The sequence below is a fragment of the Streptomyces dengpaensis genome (genome assembly GCF_002946835.1).
GTDB lineage: Bacteria > Actinomycetota > Actinomycetes > Streptomycetales > Streptomycetaceae > Streptomyces > Streptomyces dengpaensis.
Genome location: NZ_CP026652.1, coordinates 5,477,523 through 5,494,906, shown reverse-complemented (window position 1 = coordinate 5,494,906; position 17,384 = coordinate 5,477,523). Strand labels below are relative to the sequence as shown.

Below are 17,384 nucleotides of genomic sequence, written 5' to 3'. Positions count from 1 at the left end.
TTCTCCGGGGACACGATGAATCTCACGTTTAGGAGGTTTTTGGTGTCTGTACAACAACCGCCAACTGTCAAGGCCGCGCCCTCTGTCATGCCGGAGCGCGGGCCCGGGCCCGTCAAGGTGACCTTGAAGGTCAACGGCGCCGAGCGGTCCATGGAGATCGAGCCCCGGGTCAGTCTGCTCGACGCGCTTCGTGAGCACCTGCATCTCACGGGTGCGAAGAAAGGGTGTGACCAGGGAACCTGTGGCGCGTGCACGCTCTGGGTCGATGACCGGCGGGTTCTGGGATGCCTGACCCTCGCGATCGCCACCGAGGGACGCGAGGTGACGACGGTCGAGGGCCTGGCGGAGCACGAGGAGCTCGACGCGATGCAGAAGGCGTTCATCGCCGAGGACGCGTTCCAGTGCGGATTCTGCACGCCCGGCCAGATCATGTCGGCGGCCGCGCTCCTCAAGGAGGGGCATGCGGGCGACGACGCCGAGATCCGTGAGTGGATGAGCGGCAACCTCTGCCGCTGTGCCGCCTACCAGCACATCCGCGCGGCCATCCGCGCGGTCCGCGACGGAGCCTAGGGAGACCGGAGTTGCGGCCCATCAGTTATTCACGTGCACATGACGTCGCGGGCGCGATCGCCACGGTGACCGCCGACCCCACCAGCGACTTCCTGGCCGGCGGCACGACCGAGGTCGATCTGCTCCGCCAGAACGTCCTGCTTCCGCGCCGGCTCGTCGACATCAACGACCTTCCGCTCACCCAGATCGAGGACCGCCCGGACGGCGGCGTGTACATCGGCGCCGTAGCGCGGATGAGCGATGTCGCCGAGGCGCCGAGTGTGCGGGAGCGGTTCCCCTTGATGGCCGAGGCGCTCCTGCTCGGTGCGTCGGCGCAGCTGCGGAACATGGCCACCATGGGCGGCAACTTGATGCAGGGCGTCCGCTGCGGCTACTTCCGCGACGCCGTCTCCCCCTGCAACAAACGCGACCCGGGCAGCGGCTGCAGCGCCATCGACGGCTTCAGTCGCAACTTCGCCGTCCTCGGCACGAGTGACTCGTGCATCGCCACGAACCCCTCCGACGTCGCCGTCGCGCTGACGGCCCTCGACGCCCGTATCCACACCGAAGGCTCCGAGGGCAGGCGCGTCTATGACATCGACGACTTCTTCCTGCTGCCCGGTGACACGCCCCACCTCGAACACCCGCTGGCGCACGGCGAGCTCATCGTCGGCATCGAGGTGCCATACACGCCCGTGGCCGAGAACTCGCTGTACCTGAAGGTGCGCGACCGTGAGTCGTACGAGTTCGCCCTCGCGTCCGTGGCCGCGGGTGTGACCACCGATGACGGTGTCATCACCGAGGTGCGCCTCGCACTGGGCGGAGTGGCCACCAAGCCGTGGCGGGCACGGCGTGCGGAAGAGGTCCTGCGTGGAGCGCGCGCGGACCGGGACACCTTCGCACGCGCCGCCCGCGAGGAGCTCGCCTCCGCCCGCACCACGCCGCTCAACGCGTTCAAGGTAGAGCTCGCCCAGCGGACGATGGTCCGCGCACTGGAGACCCTCACGAGCCCGGAGCGTCAGTCATGACCATGGCACCTCCCCTGGCCATCGGACAGCCCACCGACCGCGTCGACGGCCGCAGCAAGGTCTCGGGGACCGCGCACTACACGGCGGACCACACCTTCGACAACATGTCGTACGCCTTCCTGGTCGGAGCGCGTGTGGCGAGCGGCCGGGTCACCTCGATCGATGCCTCCGAGGCGCTGGCCTCCGAGGGCGTCCTGGCCGTCCTGACCCACGAGAACCTGCCCAGGATCGCCACCCAGCCCCCGCTGATCCCCTCGCTGGCCGGAATGCCCGCGCCCGGCCAGACCTTCTTCCCCCTCCAGGACGACGTGGTGCACTACGAGGGCCAGCCCGTGGCCATCGTCGTCGCCGACACGCTGGAGCGGGCGCAGTGGGCGGCCGCGCTCGTGCGCGTCACCTACGACGAAACGCCGTTCGTCGTGACGATCGACCAGGGCCGCGACCAGGCATACGAGCCCGAGGCGATCTTCGCGGGCTTCATCCCCGGCCGTAACCAGCGCGGCGACATCAACGCCGGACTCGCCCAGGCCGACGTACGGATCGACGCCGAGTACACCTACGCCGCCAACAACCACAACCCGATCGAACCGTCGGCCACCACGGCGGTGTGGGACGGGGACGAGCTCACCCTCCATGACGCGACACAGGGGGTGGCGGCCACCCAGCTCACCGTCGCCGCCCTGCTGGGCCTCACTCCGTCGAAGATCCGGGTCATCTCCCACTTCGTCGGCGGCAGCTTCGGCTGCAAGGCCATGATCTGGGCGCACCCCGCGCTCAGCGCGATGGCCGCACGCTACGTCGAACGACCGGTCAAGCTCGCCCTGACGCGCGCGGACATGTTCACCTCGGTCGGCTTCCGCGAGGAGCAGGTGCAGCACATCACCCTCGGCGCGACCGAGGAGGGCCGCCTCACGGCCCTGCGGCACCACAAACTGTCGCCGACCTCCCACTTCGACAACTGGGCCGAACCCTCCCTCGGCGTCGCGTCCCAGATGTACGCCTGCCCCAATTACGAGGGCGTCTACGAGCTGTTCCGCGCCAACACCATGACGCCGACCTTCATGCGCGCCCCGGGTGAGGCGTCCGGCATGTTCGCCCTGGAAAGCACGATGGACGAACTCGCCCACCGCATCGGCGTCGACCCGGTCGAGCTGCGGCTGCGCAACCACACCGACGTCGACCCCAACACGGGCAACCCCTGGTCGAGCGAGGGGCTCGCCGAATGCCTGCGGCGCGGTGCCGAGCGCTTCGGCTGGCAGCGCCGCGCCCCCGAACCCCGTTCGCACCGCGACGGGAACTGGCTGATCGGCTACGGCATGGCCACGGCCGGCTATCCCGTGTACGGGCCGAACAACCCGCAGCGGGCCCGCGCCCGGATCTACGCCGACGGAAGCGCCGTCGTCCAGGCGGCGACGCCCGACTTCGGCACGGGGGTCTCCACGGTGATGACCCAGGTCGCGGCCGACGCGCTCGGCATCCCGTTCGAGCGCTGCCGGTTCGAGGGCGGCGACACGGTGCTGCCCACCATCGCCGCCGCTGTCGGCTCGTCAGGTTCCGGCATGATCAGCGCCGCCGTCCACACCGCGGCCACCAACCTGCGCGACCAGCTGATCCGTCTGGCCATCTCCGACGCGGAGTCCCCGCTGCACGGCGCCGACCCCGGCGCGATCACCGTACAGAGCGGCCGCATGAGGCTGCGCGAACGGCCCGACACCGGGGAGACCTACAGCGAGTTGATGCACCGCAACTTCCTGCCCGACACCGACGCGACGGGCGCCTGGTCTCCCTCGTCCCAGACCACCCAGTACGGAATGATGACCTTCGGCGCCCAGTTCGCCGAGGTCGCCGTCGACGTCGATCTCGGCGTGGTCCGTGTCCGCCGCATGGTCGGCGCCTTCGCTCCCGGACGGGTCCTCAACCCCAAGACGGCCCGCAGCCAGCTGATGGGCGGCATGATCTGGGGCCTGGGCCAGGCACTCCTCGAAGCGAACTACATGGACCCGCGCCGTGGCCGCTGGGTCGCCGACAGCCTGGGCGACTACCTGATCCCGGTCAACGCCGACGCCCCCGACGTCGACGTGGAACTCGTCGAGGTCGAAGATAAGATCGTCAACCCGCTGGGCGTCAAGGGCGTCGGTGAGGTAGGCCAGGTCGGCGTGGCCGCGGCCATCGCCAACGCGATCCATCACGCCACCGGCCGACGGGTGCGGAAACTGCCCATCACCATCGAGGACCTGCTCTGAGAACCCGTAGGCGCTGAACCATCGGCGAGAACCCGCAGGCGCTGAACCCGTTGGCGAGAACCCGCAGGCGCTGAACCCGTTGGCGCTGCGGACCGCCCGCACCCGGACGGTGACCGTCTACACCTGGACGATCGGTTCCTTCGTGAACAGCGTGCCGAGGGCCGGAGCGTTCACGCGACGGCCCGCCAGGCGCAGGGCCTCCCAGACCGTGACCTGGTTGGCGGTGAGGACCGGCTTGGACAGGGCCTTCTCCAGGGCCGGGATGTGGGAGGCCGTGTGGAGGGCGGTGTCCGGGAGGAGGACGGTGTCCGCGTCGGGGTGGTCGGCCTCGCGCGCCAGGGCCAGGACCTCGTCGGGGCCCCACGTGGCCACCTCCGCCGCCGTGATGATCCCCGAGCCCCGGACCGCCACCACCTCCAGCCCCGCGTCCTTGAGGAACGCGGCGAAGAGCGCGGCCACGTCATCCGGATACGTCGCCCCGATCGCCACCCGGCCCGCCCCGATCTCCCGCACCGCGTGCGCGAAGCCGAAGGACGTGGAGGAGGCGGGCAGCCCTGCCGTACGGGCGAGGGTGCGGATCTGGTCGTGGGCGCCCTGCCAGCCGTACACGAAGCTGCCGCTGGTGCAGGCCCACACCACCGCTTCGGCGCCCGAGAGGCGCAGTTCCTCGACGCCCGCCGCGAGCCGTTCCGCCGAGCCCATCTCGAGGAGCGCGTCCACCCGGTGCGCGTCCTCGCCGATGTCCGTGTGGACGAGGGGAAGGCGGATGTCGCTGCCGAGCAGTTGCTCGATGCGCGGGTAGTCGTCCTCGGCCGAGTGGCCGGGGTAGAGGAATCCGAGTGCGGTCATGCCCAACCTTCCTGTTCTTCCGGCAGTACGGGCCTTTCCGGCAGCACAGACCCTTCCGGCAGGACGGACCCGTCCCGCAGCACAGACCCTTCCCGCAGTCCGGGTCCCCGGCGGGCGGACTCGTCCAGCAGAGCCTGATAGGGCCCCACCGCCCGGGTACCCAGCTGACGCAGCGCCGCCCACATCGTCACCTGGTTGGCCGAGATCACCGGGATCCGCAGTTCGGCCTCCAGCTGGGGGATGACGTCGTATGTCGGAAGGTTGGTGCAGCTGACGAAGAGGGCGTCCGCGGCGCCCCGCACCGCCCCGCGGGCCATGTCCACCACATCCCGGTACGGGACCTTCCAGATGTGCCTGGTCAGGCCCAACGAGGCCCGTCCGGTGACCGTGATGCCCGCCTCGGCGAGGTACTCCTCCAGGGACTGGGTGACCGAGACCGTGTACGGGGTCACGAGGGCGATGCGGTGTGCGTCCAGCTCCAGCAAGGCGTCGAGGAGGGCGCCGGAGGTGGTGAGCGACGGGACGGCGCCCGCCCGGGTCATCACCTCGCACATCGCCCGCTCCCCGGCCACCCCGCCGACGAAGCTGCCCGATGTGCAGGCGTACGCCACGACCTCGGGCTCGACCGCGTTCAGGGCGCGCACCGCGTCGCCGAGCGTCTCGTGCTCGGAGACCAGGCGGGCCAGGTCAAGACTGACCTCGACCGGCACGAACGGGGTGCGGGTGAGGTGCAGGGAGACGTCGTCGGGCACCCATCGCCACAGTTCGCGGTCGAGGGCGAAGTCGAAGGGGGCGACGACGCCGATGCCGCGCTGCGGTCGGGGGCCGCCGAGAAAGGAGACGTCCATGGCGGGCACCGGCCTCACGAACGGAAACGGGCGGGCAACGGACCATACGCGGGCCCGTGTTGACGAAGGTAGGTTCCGGTGCGAGCGTGGTCAATCCGCGCATCTCAGACGGCCCCCGACCGCCTTTCTTCTCATCATTCGCAGAATCCCCATATTCCCCCATACCGCCCCATACTCCCCAGAAGAGCGGATCCGCCGTGCGAAACGGTTGCCCCCGATGACCACCCTCCTCGTCCTGGACGCCGATCCCCTCCCCCGCCTCGGCAGGCTCACCGGCCGGGTGCGGATCGAGCACGCCGACGCGTCCACGCTGGCCGAGCGGCTGCCGTACGCGGACGTCCTGCTCGTGTGGGACTTCACCTCGCACGCCGTGCGCCGCGCCTGGCCCGGCGAGGGCCCGCGGCCGCGCTGGGTGCACACGGCGAGCGCGGGTGTGGACCATCTGATGTGCCCGGAGCTCGCCGCGTCCGACACGGTGGTGACCAACGCGCGCGGGATCTTCGACCAGCCGATCGCGGAGTACGTCGCCGCGCTGGTCCTCGCGCTGGCCAAGGATCTGCCGAGGACGTGGGATCTGCAGCGGCGGCGGGAGTGGCGGCACCGGGAGTCGCGGCGGCTGGCGGGCACGCGCGCGTGCGTGGTGGGTTCCGGGCCGATCGGGCGGGCGATCGCTGAGAAACTCAAGGCCCTGGGCGTCATGACGGCGCTGGTGGGGCGGACTCCGCGCGCCGGCGTCCATGGCCCGGAGGACCTTGACCGGCTGATGGCGCGTGCCGACTGGGTGGTGTCCGCGGCGCCGCTCACCGAGGCCACGCGCGGCATGTTCGACGCGCGGCGCTTCGGGACGATGCAGCCGTCGGCGTGCTTTGTCAACGTCGGGCGCGGGCAGCTCGTGGTCGAGGACGCGCTCGCCGAGGCGCTGTCGAAGCGGTGGATCGCGGGGGCGGCCCTGGATGTCTTCGAGCACGAACCGCTCGGTCCGGACAGCCCGTTGTGGGAGGTGCCCGGTCTGATCGTGTCGCCGCACATGAGCGGGGACACGGTCGGCTGGCGGGACGAACTGGGCGCGCAGTTCGTGGAGTTGTACGAGCGCTGGGAGGCGGGAAAGCCGCTCCTGAACGTCGTCGACAAGAAGCGTGGGTACGTGCCCGGACACTGAACTCCCCTGCCCGGGCAGTCAACACCCTTTGGAGGGGCCGATGCCGGAACTCACCGAGCTGACCGCGGTACGACTCGTCGAGGGCTACCGCAAGGGCGAATTCAGCCCCGTGGACGCGACCCGCGAGGCCCTGGAGCGGGCCGAGCGCGTCCAGCCCGCCGTGAACGCGTTCGTGCGGCTGGACGCGGACGAAGCCCTCGCCCAGGCCGGGGAGTCGGCGGACCGGTGGCAGCGCGGCGAGCCGGCGGGCCTGCTCGACGGCGTCCCCGTCACGGTCAAGGACATCCTTCTGCTGCGCGGGCACCCCACGCTGCGTGGCTCCAGGACCACGGATCCGCACGGCCGTTGGGCCGAGGACGCGCCGTCCGTGGCCCGGCTGCGCGAGCACGGCGCCGTCTTCCTCGGCAAGACGACGACACCCGAGTTCGGCTGGAAGGGCGTCACGGACTCGCCGCTGTCGGGGGTGACCCGTAATCCGCATGACGTCTCGCGCACGGCGGGCGGCTCCAGCGGCGGGAGCGCGGCGGCCGTGGCCCTCGGCGCGGGCCCGCTGTCCCTGGGCACGGACGGCGGCGGCAGTGTCCGTATCCCGGCCGCCTTCTGCGGGATCTTCGGGCTGAAGCCGACGTACGGCAGGGTGCCGCTGTATCCGTCGAGCGCCTTCGGGACGCTCGCGCACGTCGGGCCGATGACCCGGGACGCCGCCGACGCCGCACTGATGATGGACGTGATCAGCGGCCCCGACGCGCGGGACTGGTCCGCGCTCGGGCCGGTCGCCGGCTCGTTCGTGGAAGCGCTCGAAGGTGGCGTACGGGGGCTGCGGGTCGCGTACTCGCCCTCGCTGGGCGGGCAGGTCGCGGTCCGTCCCGCCGTGGCGGCGGCCGTACGGCGCGCGGTGGAGAGGCTCGCGGGACTCGGCGCGTATGTCACCGAGGACGACCCCGACTTCACCGACCCGGTGGACGCCTTCCACACCCTGTGGTTCAGCGGGGCGGCCCGCGTGACCCAGCGCTTCGGGCCCCACCAGCGGGAGTTGCTCGACCCGGGCCTGCGTGAGATCAGCGGCCTCGGCGCCCGCCTCGGCGCGCTGGACTATCTCGCCGCGGTGGACGTCCGCATGGAGCTCGGGCGGCGCATGGGGCGCTTCCACGAGACGTACGACGTCCTGGTCACGCCCACCCTGCCGCTGACGGCCTTCGAGGCGGGCGCCGAGGTCCCGGCGGTCCCCCACCCTCGACTTCGCTCGGGCGGGGGCGCCCTCATCGGCCACCGTCGCTGGACGGGCTGGACCCCGTTCACGTACCCCTTCAACATGACCCAGCAGCCCGCGGCGACGGTCCCCGTCGGGGTGGACGCGGACGGTCTCCCGGTGGGCCTGCAGATCGTGGCCGCCCGGCACCGCGACGACCTCGTGCTGCGGACGGCGCACGCGCTCTACGAGGCCGGGGCCGCCGGAACCCCCGTCAGGCCCGGCGGAAACTGAGCGTCTCCCCCAGCGCACCCGACCGCCACAGGTCGTTGCAGGCCTCGGCCATCGCGTCGAGGCCCTCGACCACCTGCCCCCAGACGATGCCCGGCACCCAGCCCACATCCCCGTTGAGGAGCAGGTTGTTGCGCTCGTAGAAGAGGGCGAGGTCGACGACGGTGGTTCCGGGGCGTACGCCGCTGTCGTAGCCGTATGCCTTGGTGCCCAGTTCCGTGCCGGCGAAGGAGAAATAGCAGAGGTCGCCGGGAATGGGGGTGACCGTCGGGTTCTCCAACGGCGGCTCCCTGTCCGCGAACGGCGGGAAAAGGGCATAGATCTCATTGCGCGCATACTTCGCGTGGTAGACGTCGCCGCCGAGCGGCAGCGCGTCCCATACGGCCGCGCATGTGATCGGGGCGCGGTCGTCCAGTAGGTGTGCCGTGCAGTGGATTCCCCGCTTGACCAGCGAGACTTCTACGAACCGTTCGGCCATGCATCCCATGGTGCATACATCGCGTGCTCTCGGGTAGCCGCGCGGCCATGGCTCCACCAGATGCGAACGACAGACACATACCCGGCACCACCCGCCGATCGCTGCTCGCGGGAGTCGCGGCGCTCGGTGCGCTGGGCGCCGCCGGGTGTAGCCGGGTCGCCACCGCGGCCGGCACGGACGGCGGTGATCTCCTCGAACGGCTGAGGGCGCAGGGTGTCGTACGCCTCGGCATCGCGGGTGAGATCCCCTTCGGCTACATCGACAAGAACGGCGAACTGACCGGGGAGGCGCCGGAACTCGCGAAGGTCGTCTTCAAACGGCTGGGGGTCGACAGCGTCCAGCCGGTCCCGACCGAGTTCGGCTCGCTCATTCCCGGGCTCAACTCGCAGCAGTTCGACGTGGTGTCGGCCGGGATGTACATCAACCCGGAGCGCTGCGAGCAGGTGATCTTCTCGGACCCGGACTACCAGATGCTCGACGCGTTCATTGTGCGCAAGGGCAATCCCAAAGGGCTGCACAACTACCAGGACGTCGTCGCGAAGAAGGCCAAGTTCGCGACGGGCACGGGCTATGCGGAGATCCAGTACGCGGTCGAGGCCGGCTACAAGGAGAGCGAGATCCTGATCGTGCCGGATCAGGTGGCCGGGCTGAACGCCGTCGAGGCGGGGCGCGCCGACGTCTTCGCGGGGACCGCGCTGACCACGCGCGAAGTCGTCAGGAAGTCCCGCAAGGCGGAGAGTACGAAGCCCTTCTCGCCCCTGGTCGAGGGCAAGCCGCACGTCGACGGAGGCGGCTTCGCGTTCCGCTCGCCCGAGACGAAGCTGCGGGACGCCTTCAACGGGGAACTCCGGAAGCTGAAGGAGAGCGGTGAGCTGTTCCGCATTCTCGAGCCGTTCGGGTTCACCCGGGCCGAGATGACCGACATGACCGCGAAGGAGCTGTGCCGCGGATGACCTCGGGACTCTGGGAACTCGTACTCAAAGGGCTCTGGACCACGATCCAGCTGCTGGTCTTCAGCGGTCTGCTGGCGACGGCCGTCTCCTTCGCCGTCGGTATCGCGCGCACGCACCGGCTGTGGATCGTCCGCTTCCTCGCGGGCTTCTACACCGAGGTGTTCCGCGGCACCTCCGCGCTGATCATGATCTTCTGGGTGTACTTCGTGCTGCCGCTGGCCTTCGGCTGGCAGCTCGTCCCGATGTGGGCGGGCACGCTGGCGCTGGGGCTGACGTACGGGGCGTACGGCGCCGAGATCGTGCGCGGCGCGCTGAACGCGGTCGACCCCGCGCAGCGCGAGGGCGGTATCGCGCTCAGCTTCACGCCCTGGCAGCGGATGCGGCTGATCCTGCTGCCGCAGGCGGTGCCCGAGATGATCCCCTCGTTCTGCAACCTGCTGATCGAGCTGCTCAAGGGCACGGCCCTGGTCTCCGTGATGGGACTGGGCGATCTGGCGTTCAGCGGCAATCTCGTGCGGCTCGCGCTGCAGGAGAGCGCGGAGATCTACTCGTACGTGCTGCTCATCTACTTCGTGATCGCCTTCCTGCTCACGCGGCTGATGCGGGGGCTGGAGAAGCGGCTGAAGGCCGGGGTCGGCAAGGACCCCGGGACGGAGAAGACGGCGCGTGAACTCAAGCGCGCGCAGACGACCGGCGTGGGCGCCGCGAGCGGAGGTGCCGCATGAACTGGGACTGGAGCGCGGTCGGTGACTTCATGCCGCACTTCTGGGACGGTCTGCTCGTCACCCTGCAGGCGCTGGCCCTCGGCTCGCTGATCTCGTTCGCCCTCGGACTGGTGTGGGCGCTGCTGATTGCGACGCCGACACTCCCCCACGCTCGAACAGACTCGCGCGGGTGGTACCCCCTGGTGCGCTGGCCGGTCGAGGTCGTCACCGAGTTCATCAGGAACACCCCGCTCCTGGTGCAGCTGTTCTTCCTCTTCTACGTGCTGCCCGAGTGGAACATCACGTTCTCCGCGCTGACCACCGGTGTCGTCGCGATCGGCCTGCACTACTCGACGTACACGATGCAGGTCTACCGGGCCGGCATCGAGGCCGTGCCCGCCGGCCAGTGGGAGGCGGCCACGGCGCTGAGCCTGCCCGTGGGGCGAACCTGGACGGCGGTGATCCTGCCGCAGGCGATCCGCCGTGTGGTGCCCGCGCTGGGCAACTACGTGATCTCGATGCTCAAGGACACCCCGATGCTGATGGTGATCACCGTGCTGGACATGCTCGGTGAGGCGCGGCTGTTCTCTCAGCAGCACTTCCAGTTCACCGAGCCGCTCACGGTCATCGGCGTGGCCTTCATCCTCATTTCCTACCCGGCTTCCCTTCTTCTGCGAGCCCTGGAGCGACGTCTTGTCCGCTGACACCCCTTTGATGAAGGACCCCGACGCACACGCCAACCCCCCGGTGGACGGCGCCGAGCTGATCCGTTTCGACAAGGTCACCAAGCGCTTCGGGGACAACACGGTCCTCGACGAGCTGGACTTCCGCGTCGACTCCGGCAAGCACGTCACGCTGATCGGCCCGTCCGGGTCGGGCAAGACGACGATCCTGCGGCTGCTGATGACGCTGGCCAAGCCGGACGAGGGCACGATCACGGTCGCCGGCGACCGGCTCTTCCCGGCGGACGAGAAGCAGGTCCGCGAGGTCCGCAAGAAGATCGGGATGGTGTTCCAGCAGTTCAACCTGTTCCCGAACATGAGCGTGCTCAGGAACGTCACCGAGGCGCCCGTCACCGTCCTCGGCATGTCCAAGGACGAGGCGGAGGCGCGGGCCCGTGAGCTGCTCGACCTGGTGGGCCTCGCGGACAAGTGCGACGAGCGTCCGAGCCGGCTGTCCGGCGGCCAGCAGCAGCGCGTCGCGATCGCGCGGGCGCTGGCGATGCGGCCGCAGGTGCTGCTCCTGGACGAGGTCACGTCCGCGCTCGACCCCGAGCTGGTCGCGGGCGTCCTCGACGTGCTGCGGGACATCGCCCACACCACCGACATCACGATGCTCTGTGTGACCCACGAGATGAATTTCGCCCGGGACATCTCGGACCAGGTCCTGATGTTCGATTCCGGCCGTGTCATCGAGGCGGGTCCGCCGGAGAAAATCTTCAGCGATCCGGAGCAGGACAGGACCCGGGAATTCCTCAGCGCGGTCCTCTGATGACGGGGAGTGAAGGGGCGCGCCCGCGGCAAGGTGCGAGGTCCGACCCTTGGGGCATGCCCCAGATGTCGTGACTCTGGCATATGCCAGAGTGGCGCGCCCCTGCTGGGAGGGGTGGAAGGCGCGATGAATCTCGTCAACACACGCCCACTGCAAGGCCTTTGGTGGCTATCGTGGAGGGTGTCCGACTGTCCGGGCTGTGTCTTGTTTGAGCCGGGTCCATGAAGCGCAGGGGGTAACCGTGGCGCTGATGCACGAGCCGACCGCGCCGTACCACTCGGCCCAGGACGCCCTCCGCGTCCTGGAGACCGTGGCGCGGCACTCCACCGGTGTCACCGACGCCGAAATCGCCCGCCAGACCCGCCTCGGCACCGAGCGCCTGACCGCACTGCTGCGGATGCTGCGCCGCGAGGGGTACGTCGAGCAGATCACCGACGGCGCGTACGTCTCCGGGGTCGCCCTCAGCCGGCTCAGCTCCGCCCACGGCCGCGACCGGGCTCTGCGCGAGCAGCTGCAGCAGACCATCGACCGGCTGCGCGACTCGGTGGGCGCCGCGATCTACATCAGCCGGTACGTCGACGGTGAGATCCACGTCACTCAGTGCGCGACGAGCCCGGCGACCCCGGCGGTCAACGAATGGGTCGACTTCCGCTCCTCCGCCCATGCCAGCGCCATCGGCAAGAGCCTGCTCGGCCAGCTCGACCACAAGGGCCGCCGCGACCACCTCGCCCGGCACCGGATGGCCCGCCTGACCTCGCGCACCATCACCAGCGAGCGGCTGCTGCTGTCCCGCCTGGACGCCCAGCCGCCCACCATGCCCGTCCTGGACCTCCAGGAGTACGCGGTCGGCACGGTCTGCGCGGCTGTCCCCATCACGGCGGGCTCCTCCGTGGGCTGCCTCGCCCTGTCCCTGCCGGTCGAGCACGCGCACCGGCTCCGGCAGGCGGCGGACACGCTGAACCGGGGAGCGGCCCCGGTCCTCCTCTCCCTCACGATCTAGGGTCTGTCCGGCTGGTCAGGAGCACCCCCGCGGACCAGGTAGTATTTCTTTTGTCGCCGACCGCGCGAGCGGGAAGCGAGAGTCATGCGCCGCTAGCTCAGTTGGTTAGAGCAGCTGACTCTTAATCAGCGGGTCCGGGGTTCGAGTCCCTGGCGGCGCACCTCGATGAAGGCCTCCCACGGTTGTGGGGGGCCTTCACGCATGGTCCGGGCCGTCACGCATGGGCCGTCGGAGCTCGCCCTGCGCGCTCCTCAGAACGTGACGTCCGAGCACGCGTAGAACGCGTTCGCCGTGTCGGCGATCGTCCACACGCCGAGGATGATGTGGTGTCCGCTCTTGCCGGTCGGCAGGCTGCCGGTGTGCGAGAACGTGAACGGGGGGCGCTGTCCGTTGTAGGGGACCGTCAGGAACGGGGTGGTCTCCAGGTCCGCGCGGGTCAGCGCATGGTTCTGGTTCCAGCCGTTCTTGGTGACGAAGTACTTGAAGTCGGTCGTGGCGTGCGAGGCCGTGAACTGCCAGCGGAAGGTGTAGTTCTGACCGGACGCCACCCTCGTCGTCGGCCAAGCCGCGCCCGAGGGCGTCCTGGGCTGGTCGAGCTGGCCGAAGTTGGTGTGGTTCCCGGAGCAGATCCGGCCGTCGGCCGGTCCGGCGGCAGGGAAACCCTTGGGGCCCTCGACGCTCTGGGGCTCCCACTGGATGTCACCGCAGTTGGGGACGGTGCCGCCGTTGGCGGCGCACATCTTCTGCCGGCTGAGGGGCTGGTCGGTGTAGCCGTGTGCGGTGGCACCGCCCGTCGAGAGCGCGAAGGTACCCGCGGTGGCGAGGCCGAGCGCGGCCGCGTACACCTTGGTCGTCCTGCTCAGCCGTGCCTTGGCCGTCCGCATCTTGATCGTCTGCGTCTCTGCCGTCTGCGTCTTGGTCGTCCGTATGCGCATCCTGCTGCTCCTGGAGGACGTGGGGGAGGTTCTCGTGAGCTGTGCGCGTGCGATGTTCAGGTCTAGACCAAGTCCCAGATTATTGCCGGCAGTTGGCTGTGTCCATATCAAAAGACGGGTCCATCCCCACCGGGAGGCGTTTCCGGACAGCCCCTCACGCGGTGGCACTTGAGGACAGGCTCGTCACGCGGAGACCCCTGAGGACAGCCCCCTCACGACGACGCCTCCCCCCGCCCCGTGTAGAACGCCACCGTCAGGTCCTTCACCAACGCCTTGCGCTCGTAGTCGTCGAGCTCGACAAGCCCCCGTGTGGTCAGCCGCGTCACCGTGTCCTCGACCGAGTCGACGACCGAGGAGAGCACGGCGTCGCGGTGCTGCGCGTCCAGCGCCGCGATACGGCGGCGCCGCATCAGGGCGGCGACCTCGGGCGCGTACTCGATCCGGGTCGGCTGCGCCGAGAACACCTCCAGGCCGACGGGTGCCGTGTCCGCGGCGACCAGCCGGGTGAGTTCGTCGCCGACCGCGTCCGTGTTGCGCAGGGTCGCCGTGTCCCTGACGACGGCGGGCGGCATCTCGGCCGGGAGTTGCGAGAGCACCCGAGTGAGCGCCGCCTCCACACACTCGCGCAGATACCTGTGGTGGTCCTCCACCCCGAGCAACGCGCGCGCGGTGTCCTTGACGCGCCAGACGACGAGCACCACCACCCGCAGTTCGACCCCGTTCGCGTCGACCACGGACATCGGCTCGCTGCGCCAGTGCCGCAGCCGTACGTCGACCTGGTGGCGCAGCGCCAGCGGGTTGACCCACATCAGCCCGGTGCGCCGGACCGTGCCGCGATAGCGCCCGAACAGGTCGAGCACCCAGGCCCGCCCGGTCCCGCCGCGGGCGAGACCGCCGAAGCCGACCAGGCCGAGCGCGCCCGCCCCGGCGTACGCCGCCCACTGGGCGGGCCCGAGCCCGGCGCCCGCGTGCCCGGGCAGCTCCAGTGCGTGCACCACGGGAGGCGGTAGCGCGCCGGCCCACCATGTGGTGAGTGCACATCCGGCCACCCCGCACGCCCCGGCCAGCACTCCCGCCACTCCGGACAGCACCCGGGCGGGGCGCTCCACCAGCTCGGGGGCGACCTCCGGCACCGGGCGCGGGGGCCTGCCGGGCGCGGGCCGCCGGATCCGCGGCTGCTCGCCCGTGCCGCGCCGGCGGCCCACGACGGCGGGCGCGAGAGCCACCGGGACCCGCTCGGCATCGTCCCGGAAGAGCAGGTGGAGAGGGATCTCCGTGGTCGACTCGTTCTGGATCAGCCGCGCGGCCCGCGTACCGCCGCCCTCCGGAGTGCCCTCCGGCTTGCCGGGCCGGGACGAGCCCCCTTCGGACTCCGGGGTGGGTGAAGTCGTCGTACTCATACATGCCTCCAGGCCTCCGCGCGTGGACGTGGGATGACGAGGTGCGCCGGCAACGACGCGGTGCGCCGGGCGGGACGAGGTACGTCAGGAGAAGAGCCGCCGCCATGTCTCCGGCCCCGGAAAACCGTCCGCCGCCCCGCCCCGCCAGCCCTGGGAGCGCTGGAACGCCTCGACATTGCGCCGGTCCGCCTCGCCCCAGCGCGACCCGGGGTCCGCTGTGTAGTACGTGCCGAACCCCTTCTTGACCAGTTGCTTCCCGAGCTGAGTGACATGGACGTTGTCCGCCCCGGGCCGGAACATCGCGCGCCCCGGATAGCCGGGCACGCCGTGCGAAGAGGCGTCCGAGGACTGCGGGGCAGGATTCTCCGACGACTTCGGTCCGGAATCCGCCGACGACTTCGGTCCGGAATCCGCCGACGACTTCGGTCCGGAATCCGCCGACGACTTCGGTCCGGGGTTCCCGGCCGCGGCGGCCGGAATGTTCCTTCCCTTCCTCTCCACCAGGTACGACCACGTCCCGGGCCCCGGCAGCCCGTCCGCGTCCGCCCCGGCCCAGCCCTGCGCCCGCTGGAACGCCTGGGTGGCCCGCCGGTCCGCGTCCGACCAGCGCGGTCCCGGGCCCGTGGTGTAGAAGCGGCCCGCGCCCCGGTCCACGAGCATGCGGCCCAGCTGGGTGACGTACGCGTTGTCCGCGCCGGGCCCGAAGTACGCCGCCCCCGGGAAGCCGGTGGTCTTCGTACCCGGCGAGGACGCGCCCGGGGCGGACGGGCTCGCGCCGCTCGTCCCCTCCGCCAGCCCCTTGTAGCGGTAGGCCACATAGCGGTTTGAGTTTTTCCAGTACCGGTACGGGGTGGCCTGTCTGCGGCTGTGCGGCGGAGTCTGCTCGTACGCGAAGTAGTAGGTGTGCGTGTAGTCCGTCCAGCCGCCGAAAATGACGACGTGCGAGCCGTTCGCCGGGTTCGCCGCATTATGGAAGAGAAGGATGTCGCCCGGCTGCAGCTGATCGCGGGAAATCCGTACGCCGAAGGTGCCGAGGCTGCCCGTCCATTCGTTCCCCGGCAGGTTCCAGGCCATGGAGACGAAGCCCGAGCAGTCCTGCCGGTAACCGTCGGACCAGTACGCGGACACGCTGTACGGCACCTTCGCGGCGACCCAGGCCTTGGCCCGCTTGATGATCGCGGCCCGGGTGGTCGCGGGCGCTCTGACGGCGGACCCTGGCCTCACCTGCTTCCCCGCCGGACCGTGCAGCGGGGCCTTGCCGCCCTGCGGGGTGCCGGGCTCGTCACCTGCGGGGTTGCCCGGCCGGGCGGGCCCGTGCACGGCCGCGACCGCCGGCATCGACGGGCCCGCCGCGAGAACGGTGCCCGCCGCGGCGGCGAGGACGAGGGCCAGGGGGGTCCTTCCGAAGGAAAGCCGGGAATACGGCGTGACGCGCCGCCAGTGAACGCATCCGGGGCAGTCGCAGTCGCCCGCGGGCTCGAATTCCTCGAAGACCGGAGTCTCCATGCGATTCCCCTCACACTCCAGGTCGAAATGTCCGCGGTTCTGCACAGTCGTCAGTTTCTCAACTGTCCTCCGGTGTCGCATGTTGACGGTCCGAATGATGTACGGGGCGTCCCCGGCGCCCCGCCGGCACCTCCCTGACCAGGCCAGAAGGTCTCGGCGCGGTTCGGAGCACCGCTTCCGGTCGGGTAGAGTTCCCGGGTCAGCAGGCGCCGCTAGCTCAGTTGGTTAGAGCAGCTGACTCTTAATCAGCGGGTCCGGGGTTCGAGTCCCTGGCGGCGCACCGACACCGAAGGGGTCCTCGCAGCGGCGAGGGCCCCTTCGTCGTACCGACGCCCGCGACCTCCGCATAACCCGGGGCCCGCGATCCCGTCGTACCCCACGCCCGTCACCTCCGCCGCACGGCACCCGCCGCCTCCGCCGTAACGGTCGGCCCCGGCCTCTTGCAGCACGCGGGCGCACGCCCCATCCTCGTACACGCGTCCCAATTAGCGCGTATGACCGGTTAACACCGCGTTTCGCATCTTGCGATCAAGATGAACACCGTAGAACCCTGGGCTTCAAGGGACTGTCGATACTTGGCAGTTGGGGGTCCGGACCGGTTGCGGCCATGGGGGGTTGGGGGCCCCGTTCATGAAACGGATGCCGAGGGGGGCATCATGCAACCGGAAGGTCGTCGTTCCATGTCTATAGGGTGTTGATGATGTGGTAGCGCTGGCCAGCCAGTGAGGCGCCTGTGACGGTCAAGGGGGACCTGAGCGGGG

Annotated in this window: 16 protein-coding genes and 2 tRNA genes; 12 read left to right on the top strand and 6 right to left on the bottom strand. The window is 70.2% G+C overall.

Features of this window, described 5'->3' with window-relative positions; all coding sequences use genetic code 11:
• The first annotated feature begins 87 nt into the window (after window positions 1-87).
• From C4B68_RS25525 to C4B68_RS25515, 3 genes are read left to right on the top strand one after another with little or no spacing between them, the layout of a single operon-like run.
• A complete protein-coding gene (locus tag C4B68_RS25525; protein WP_099499461.1) occupies window positions 88-570 on the top strand; it encodes a (2Fe-2S)-binding protein in 483 nt (160 codons plus the stop codon).
• 11 nt (window positions 571-581) lie between these two features.
• Window positions 582-1,577, top strand: coding sequence for an FAD binding domain-containing protein (locus tag C4B68_RS25520; RefSeq protein WP_099499462.1), 996 nt, complete (start codon window positions 582-584; stop codon window positions 1,575-1,577).
• Window positions 1,574-3,820 carry a xanthine dehydrogenase family protein molybdopterin-binding subunit gene (locus tag C4B68_RS25515; protein WP_099499463.1) on the top strand — a complete coding sequence of 749 codons (2,247 nt, stop codon included), beginning with the start codon at window positions 1,574-1,576 and terminating at the stop codon, window positions 3,818-3,820. The genes C4B68_RS25520 and C4B68_RS25515 overlap by 4 nt, the downstream gene beginning before the upstream one ends.
• Window positions 3,821-3,937: 117 nt before the next feature.
• Here the strand turns inward: C4B68_RS25515 and C4B68_RS25510 are convergent, their stop codons facing one another.
• Both C4B68_RS25510 and C4B68_RS25505 read right to left on the bottom strand, forming a co-directional pair.
• The gene (locus tag C4B68_RS25510; protein ID WP_099499464.1) at window positions 3,938-4,669 is read right to left on the bottom strand and encodes a maleate cis-trans isomerase family protein; all 732 of its coding nucleotides are present in this window, start codon (window positions 4,667-4,669) and stop codon (window positions 3,938-3,940) included.
• Window positions 4,666-5,517, bottom strand: a complete 852-nt coding sequence (locus C4B68_RS25505; RefSeq protein ID WP_180289168.1) for a maleate cis-trans isomerase family protein — start codon at window positions 5,515-5,517, stop codon at window positions 4,666-4,668. The genes C4B68_RS25510 and C4B68_RS25505 overlap by 4 nt, the downstream gene beginning before the upstream one ends.
• A gap of 217 nt (window positions 5,518-5,734) precedes the next feature.
• On the opposite strand from C4B68_RS25505, the gene C4B68_RS25500 reads away from it, so the two are divergent.
• Both C4B68_RS25500 and C4B68_RS25495 read left to right on the top strand, forming a co-directional pair.
• Window positions 5,735-6,676 (top strand): D-2-hydroxyacid dehydrogenase, encoded by a 942-nt coding sequence (locus C4B68_RS25500; RefSeq protein WP_099499466.1) that lies wholly within the window; start codon window positions 5,735-5,737, stop codon window positions 6,674-6,676.
• Between the two features lie 40 nt (window positions 6,677-6,716).
• A complete protein-coding gene (locus tag C4B68_RS25495; protein ID WP_099499467.1) occupies window positions 6,717-8,159 on the top strand; it encodes an amidase in 1,443 nt (480 codons plus the stop codon).
• Here the strand turns inward: C4B68_RS25495 and C4B68_RS25490 are convergent.
• A complete protein-coding gene (locus C4B68_RS25490) occupies window positions 8,140-8,634 on the bottom strand; it encodes a DUF3830 family protein (protein WP_167459165.1) in 495 nt (164 codons plus the stop codon). The two genes, C4B68_RS25495 and C4B68_RS25490, sit on opposite strands and share 20 nt — an antisense overlap.
• A 47-nt stretch (window positions 8,635-8,681) precedes the next feature.
• On the opposite strand from C4B68_RS25490, the gene ehuB reads away from it, so the two are divergent.
• The 6 genes from ehuB (at window position 8,682) to C4B68_RS25460 (ending at window position 12,942) form a co-directional block, all read left to right on the top strand.
• Window positions 8,682-9,587 (top strand): ectoine/hydroxyectoine ABC transporter substrate-binding protein EhuB, encoded by a 906-nt coding sequence (gene ehuB, locus C4B68_RS25485; protein WP_099499469.1) that lies wholly within the window; start codon window positions 8,682-8,684, stop codon window positions 9,585-9,587.
• A complete protein-coding gene (ehuC, locus tag C4B68_RS25480) occupies window positions 9,584-10,312 on the top strand; it encodes an ectoine/hydroxyectoine ABC transporter permease subunit EhuC (protein ID WP_099499470.1) in 729 nt (242 codons plus the stop codon). The genes ehuB and ehuC overlap by 4 nt, the downstream gene beginning before the upstream one ends.
• Window positions 10,309-10,995, top strand: coding sequence for an ectoine/hydroxyectoine ABC transporter permease subunit EhuD (ehuD, locus tag C4B68_RS25475; protein ID WP_099499471.1), 687 nt, complete (start codon window positions 10,309-10,311; stop codon window positions 10,993-10,995). Before ehuC ends, ehuD begins: the two co-directional genes overlap by 4 nt.
• A 10-nt stretch (window positions 10,996-11,005) precedes the next feature.
• Entirely contained in the window at window positions 11,006-11,782 is a 777-nt protein-coding gene (gene ehuA, locus C4B68_RS25470; RefSeq protein WP_099499472.1) for an ectoine/hydroxyectoine ABC transporter ATP-binding protein EhuA, read from the top strand.
• 241 nt (window positions 11,783-12,023) lie between these two features.
• Complete coding sequence (locus tag C4B68_RS25465) at window positions 12,024-12,782, top strand: IclR family transcriptional regulator (RefSeq protein WP_167459164.1); 759 nt, start codon at window positions 12,024-12,026, stop codon at window positions 12,780-12,782.
• A gap of 86 nt (window positions 12,783-12,868) precedes the next feature.
• Window positions 12,869-12,942: transfer RNA gene (locus C4B68_RS25460), tRNA-Lys, on the top strand.
• Window positions 12,943-13,033: 91 nt separating this feature from the next.
• Here C4B68_RS25460 and C4B68_RS25455 read toward each other — a convergent pair.
• The 3 genes from C4B68_RS25455 to C4B68_RS25445 all read right to left on the bottom strand — a co-directional run bounded on the left by C4B68_RS25455 (window position 13,034) and on the right by C4B68_RS25445 (window position 16,623).
• A complete protein-coding gene (locus C4B68_RS25455) occupies window positions 13,034-13,666 on the bottom strand; it encodes a lytic polysaccharide monooxygenase auxiliary activity family 9 protein (protein WP_099499538.1) in 633 nt (210 codons plus the stop codon).
• A 263-nt stretch (window positions 13,667-13,929) separates the two neighbouring features.
• A complete protein-coding gene (locus C4B68_RS25450) occupies window positions 13,930-15,117 on the bottom strand; it encodes an SPFH domain-containing protein (protein WP_099499473.1) in 1,188 nt (395 codons plus the stop codon).
• 84 nt (window positions 15,118-15,201) lie between these two features.
• Window positions 15,202-16,623 carry a peptidoglycan-binding protein gene (locus C4B68_RS25445; RefSeq protein ID WP_099499474.1) on the bottom strand — a complete coding sequence of 474 codons (1,422 nt, stop codon included), beginning with the start codon at window positions 16,621-16,623 and terminating at the stop codon, window positions 15,202-15,204.
• Between the two features lie 206 nt (window positions 16,624-16,829).
• Between C4B68_RS25445 and C4B68_RS25440 the strand changes: the two genes are divergently transcribed.
• Window positions 16,830-16,903 (top strand) — tRNA-Lys (locus C4B68_RS25440).
• The last annotated feature ends 481 nt before the right edge of the window (window positions 16,904-17,384 follow it).

Bases quoted from the DNA above. Each gene is read 5' to 3' on its own strand.
- C4B68_RS25450 (WP_099499473.1), bottom strand. From the start codon at position 15,117: ATGAGTACGACGACTTCACCCACCCCGGAGTCCGAAGGGGGCTCGTCC.
- ehuB (WP_099499469.1), top strand. From the start codon at position 8,682: ATGGCTCCACCAGATGCGAACGACAGACACATACCCGGCACCACCCGC.
- C4B68_RS25495 (WP_099499467.1), top strand. From the start codon at position 6,717: ATGCCGGAACTCACCGAGCTGACCGCGGTACGACTCGTCGAGGGCTAC.
- C4B68_RS25515 (WP_099499463.1), top strand. From the start codon at position 1,574: ATGACCATGGCACCTCCCCTGGCCATCGGACAGCCCACCGACCGCGTC.
- C4B68_RS25510 (WP_099499464.1), bottom strand. From the start codon at position 4,669: ATGACCGCACTCGGATTCCTCTACCCCGGCCACTCGGCCGAGGACGAC.
- ehuC (WP_099499470.1), top strand. From the start codon at position 9,584: ATGACCTCGGGACTCTGGGAACTCGTACTCAAAGGGCTCTGGACCACG.
- ehuD (WP_099499471.1), top strand. From the start codon at position 10,309: ATGAACTGGGACTGGAGCGCGGTCGGTGACTTCATGCCGCACTTCTGG.
- C4B68_RS25505 (WP_180289168.1), bottom strand. From the start codon at position 5,517: ATGGACGTCTCCTTTCTCGGCGGCCCCCGACCGCAGCGCGGCATCGGC.
- ehuA (WP_099499472.1), top strand. From the start codon at position 11,006: ATGAAGGACCCCGACGCACACGCCAACCCCCCGGTGGACGGCGCCGAG.
- C4B68_RS25455 (WP_099499538.1), bottom strand. From the start codon at position 13,666: ATGCGGACGGCCAAGGCACGGCTGAGCAGGACGACCAAGGTGTACGCG.
- C4B68_RS25490 (WP_167459165.1), bottom strand. From the start codon at position 8,634: ATGGCCGAACGGTTCGTAGAAGTCTCGCTGGTCAAGCGGGGAATCCAC.
- C4B68_RS25445 (WP_099499474.1), bottom strand. From the start codon at position 16,623: ATGGAGACTCCGGTCTTCGAGGAATTCGAGCCCGCGGGCGACTGCGAC.
- C4B68_RS25525 (WP_099499461.1), top strand. From the start codon at position 88: ATGCCGGAGCGCGGGCCCGGGCCCGTCAAGGTGACCTTGAAGGTCAAC.
- C4B68_RS25500 (WP_099499466.1), top strand. From the start codon at position 5,735: ATGACCACCCTCCTCGTCCTGGACGCCGATCCCCTCCCCCGCCTCGGC.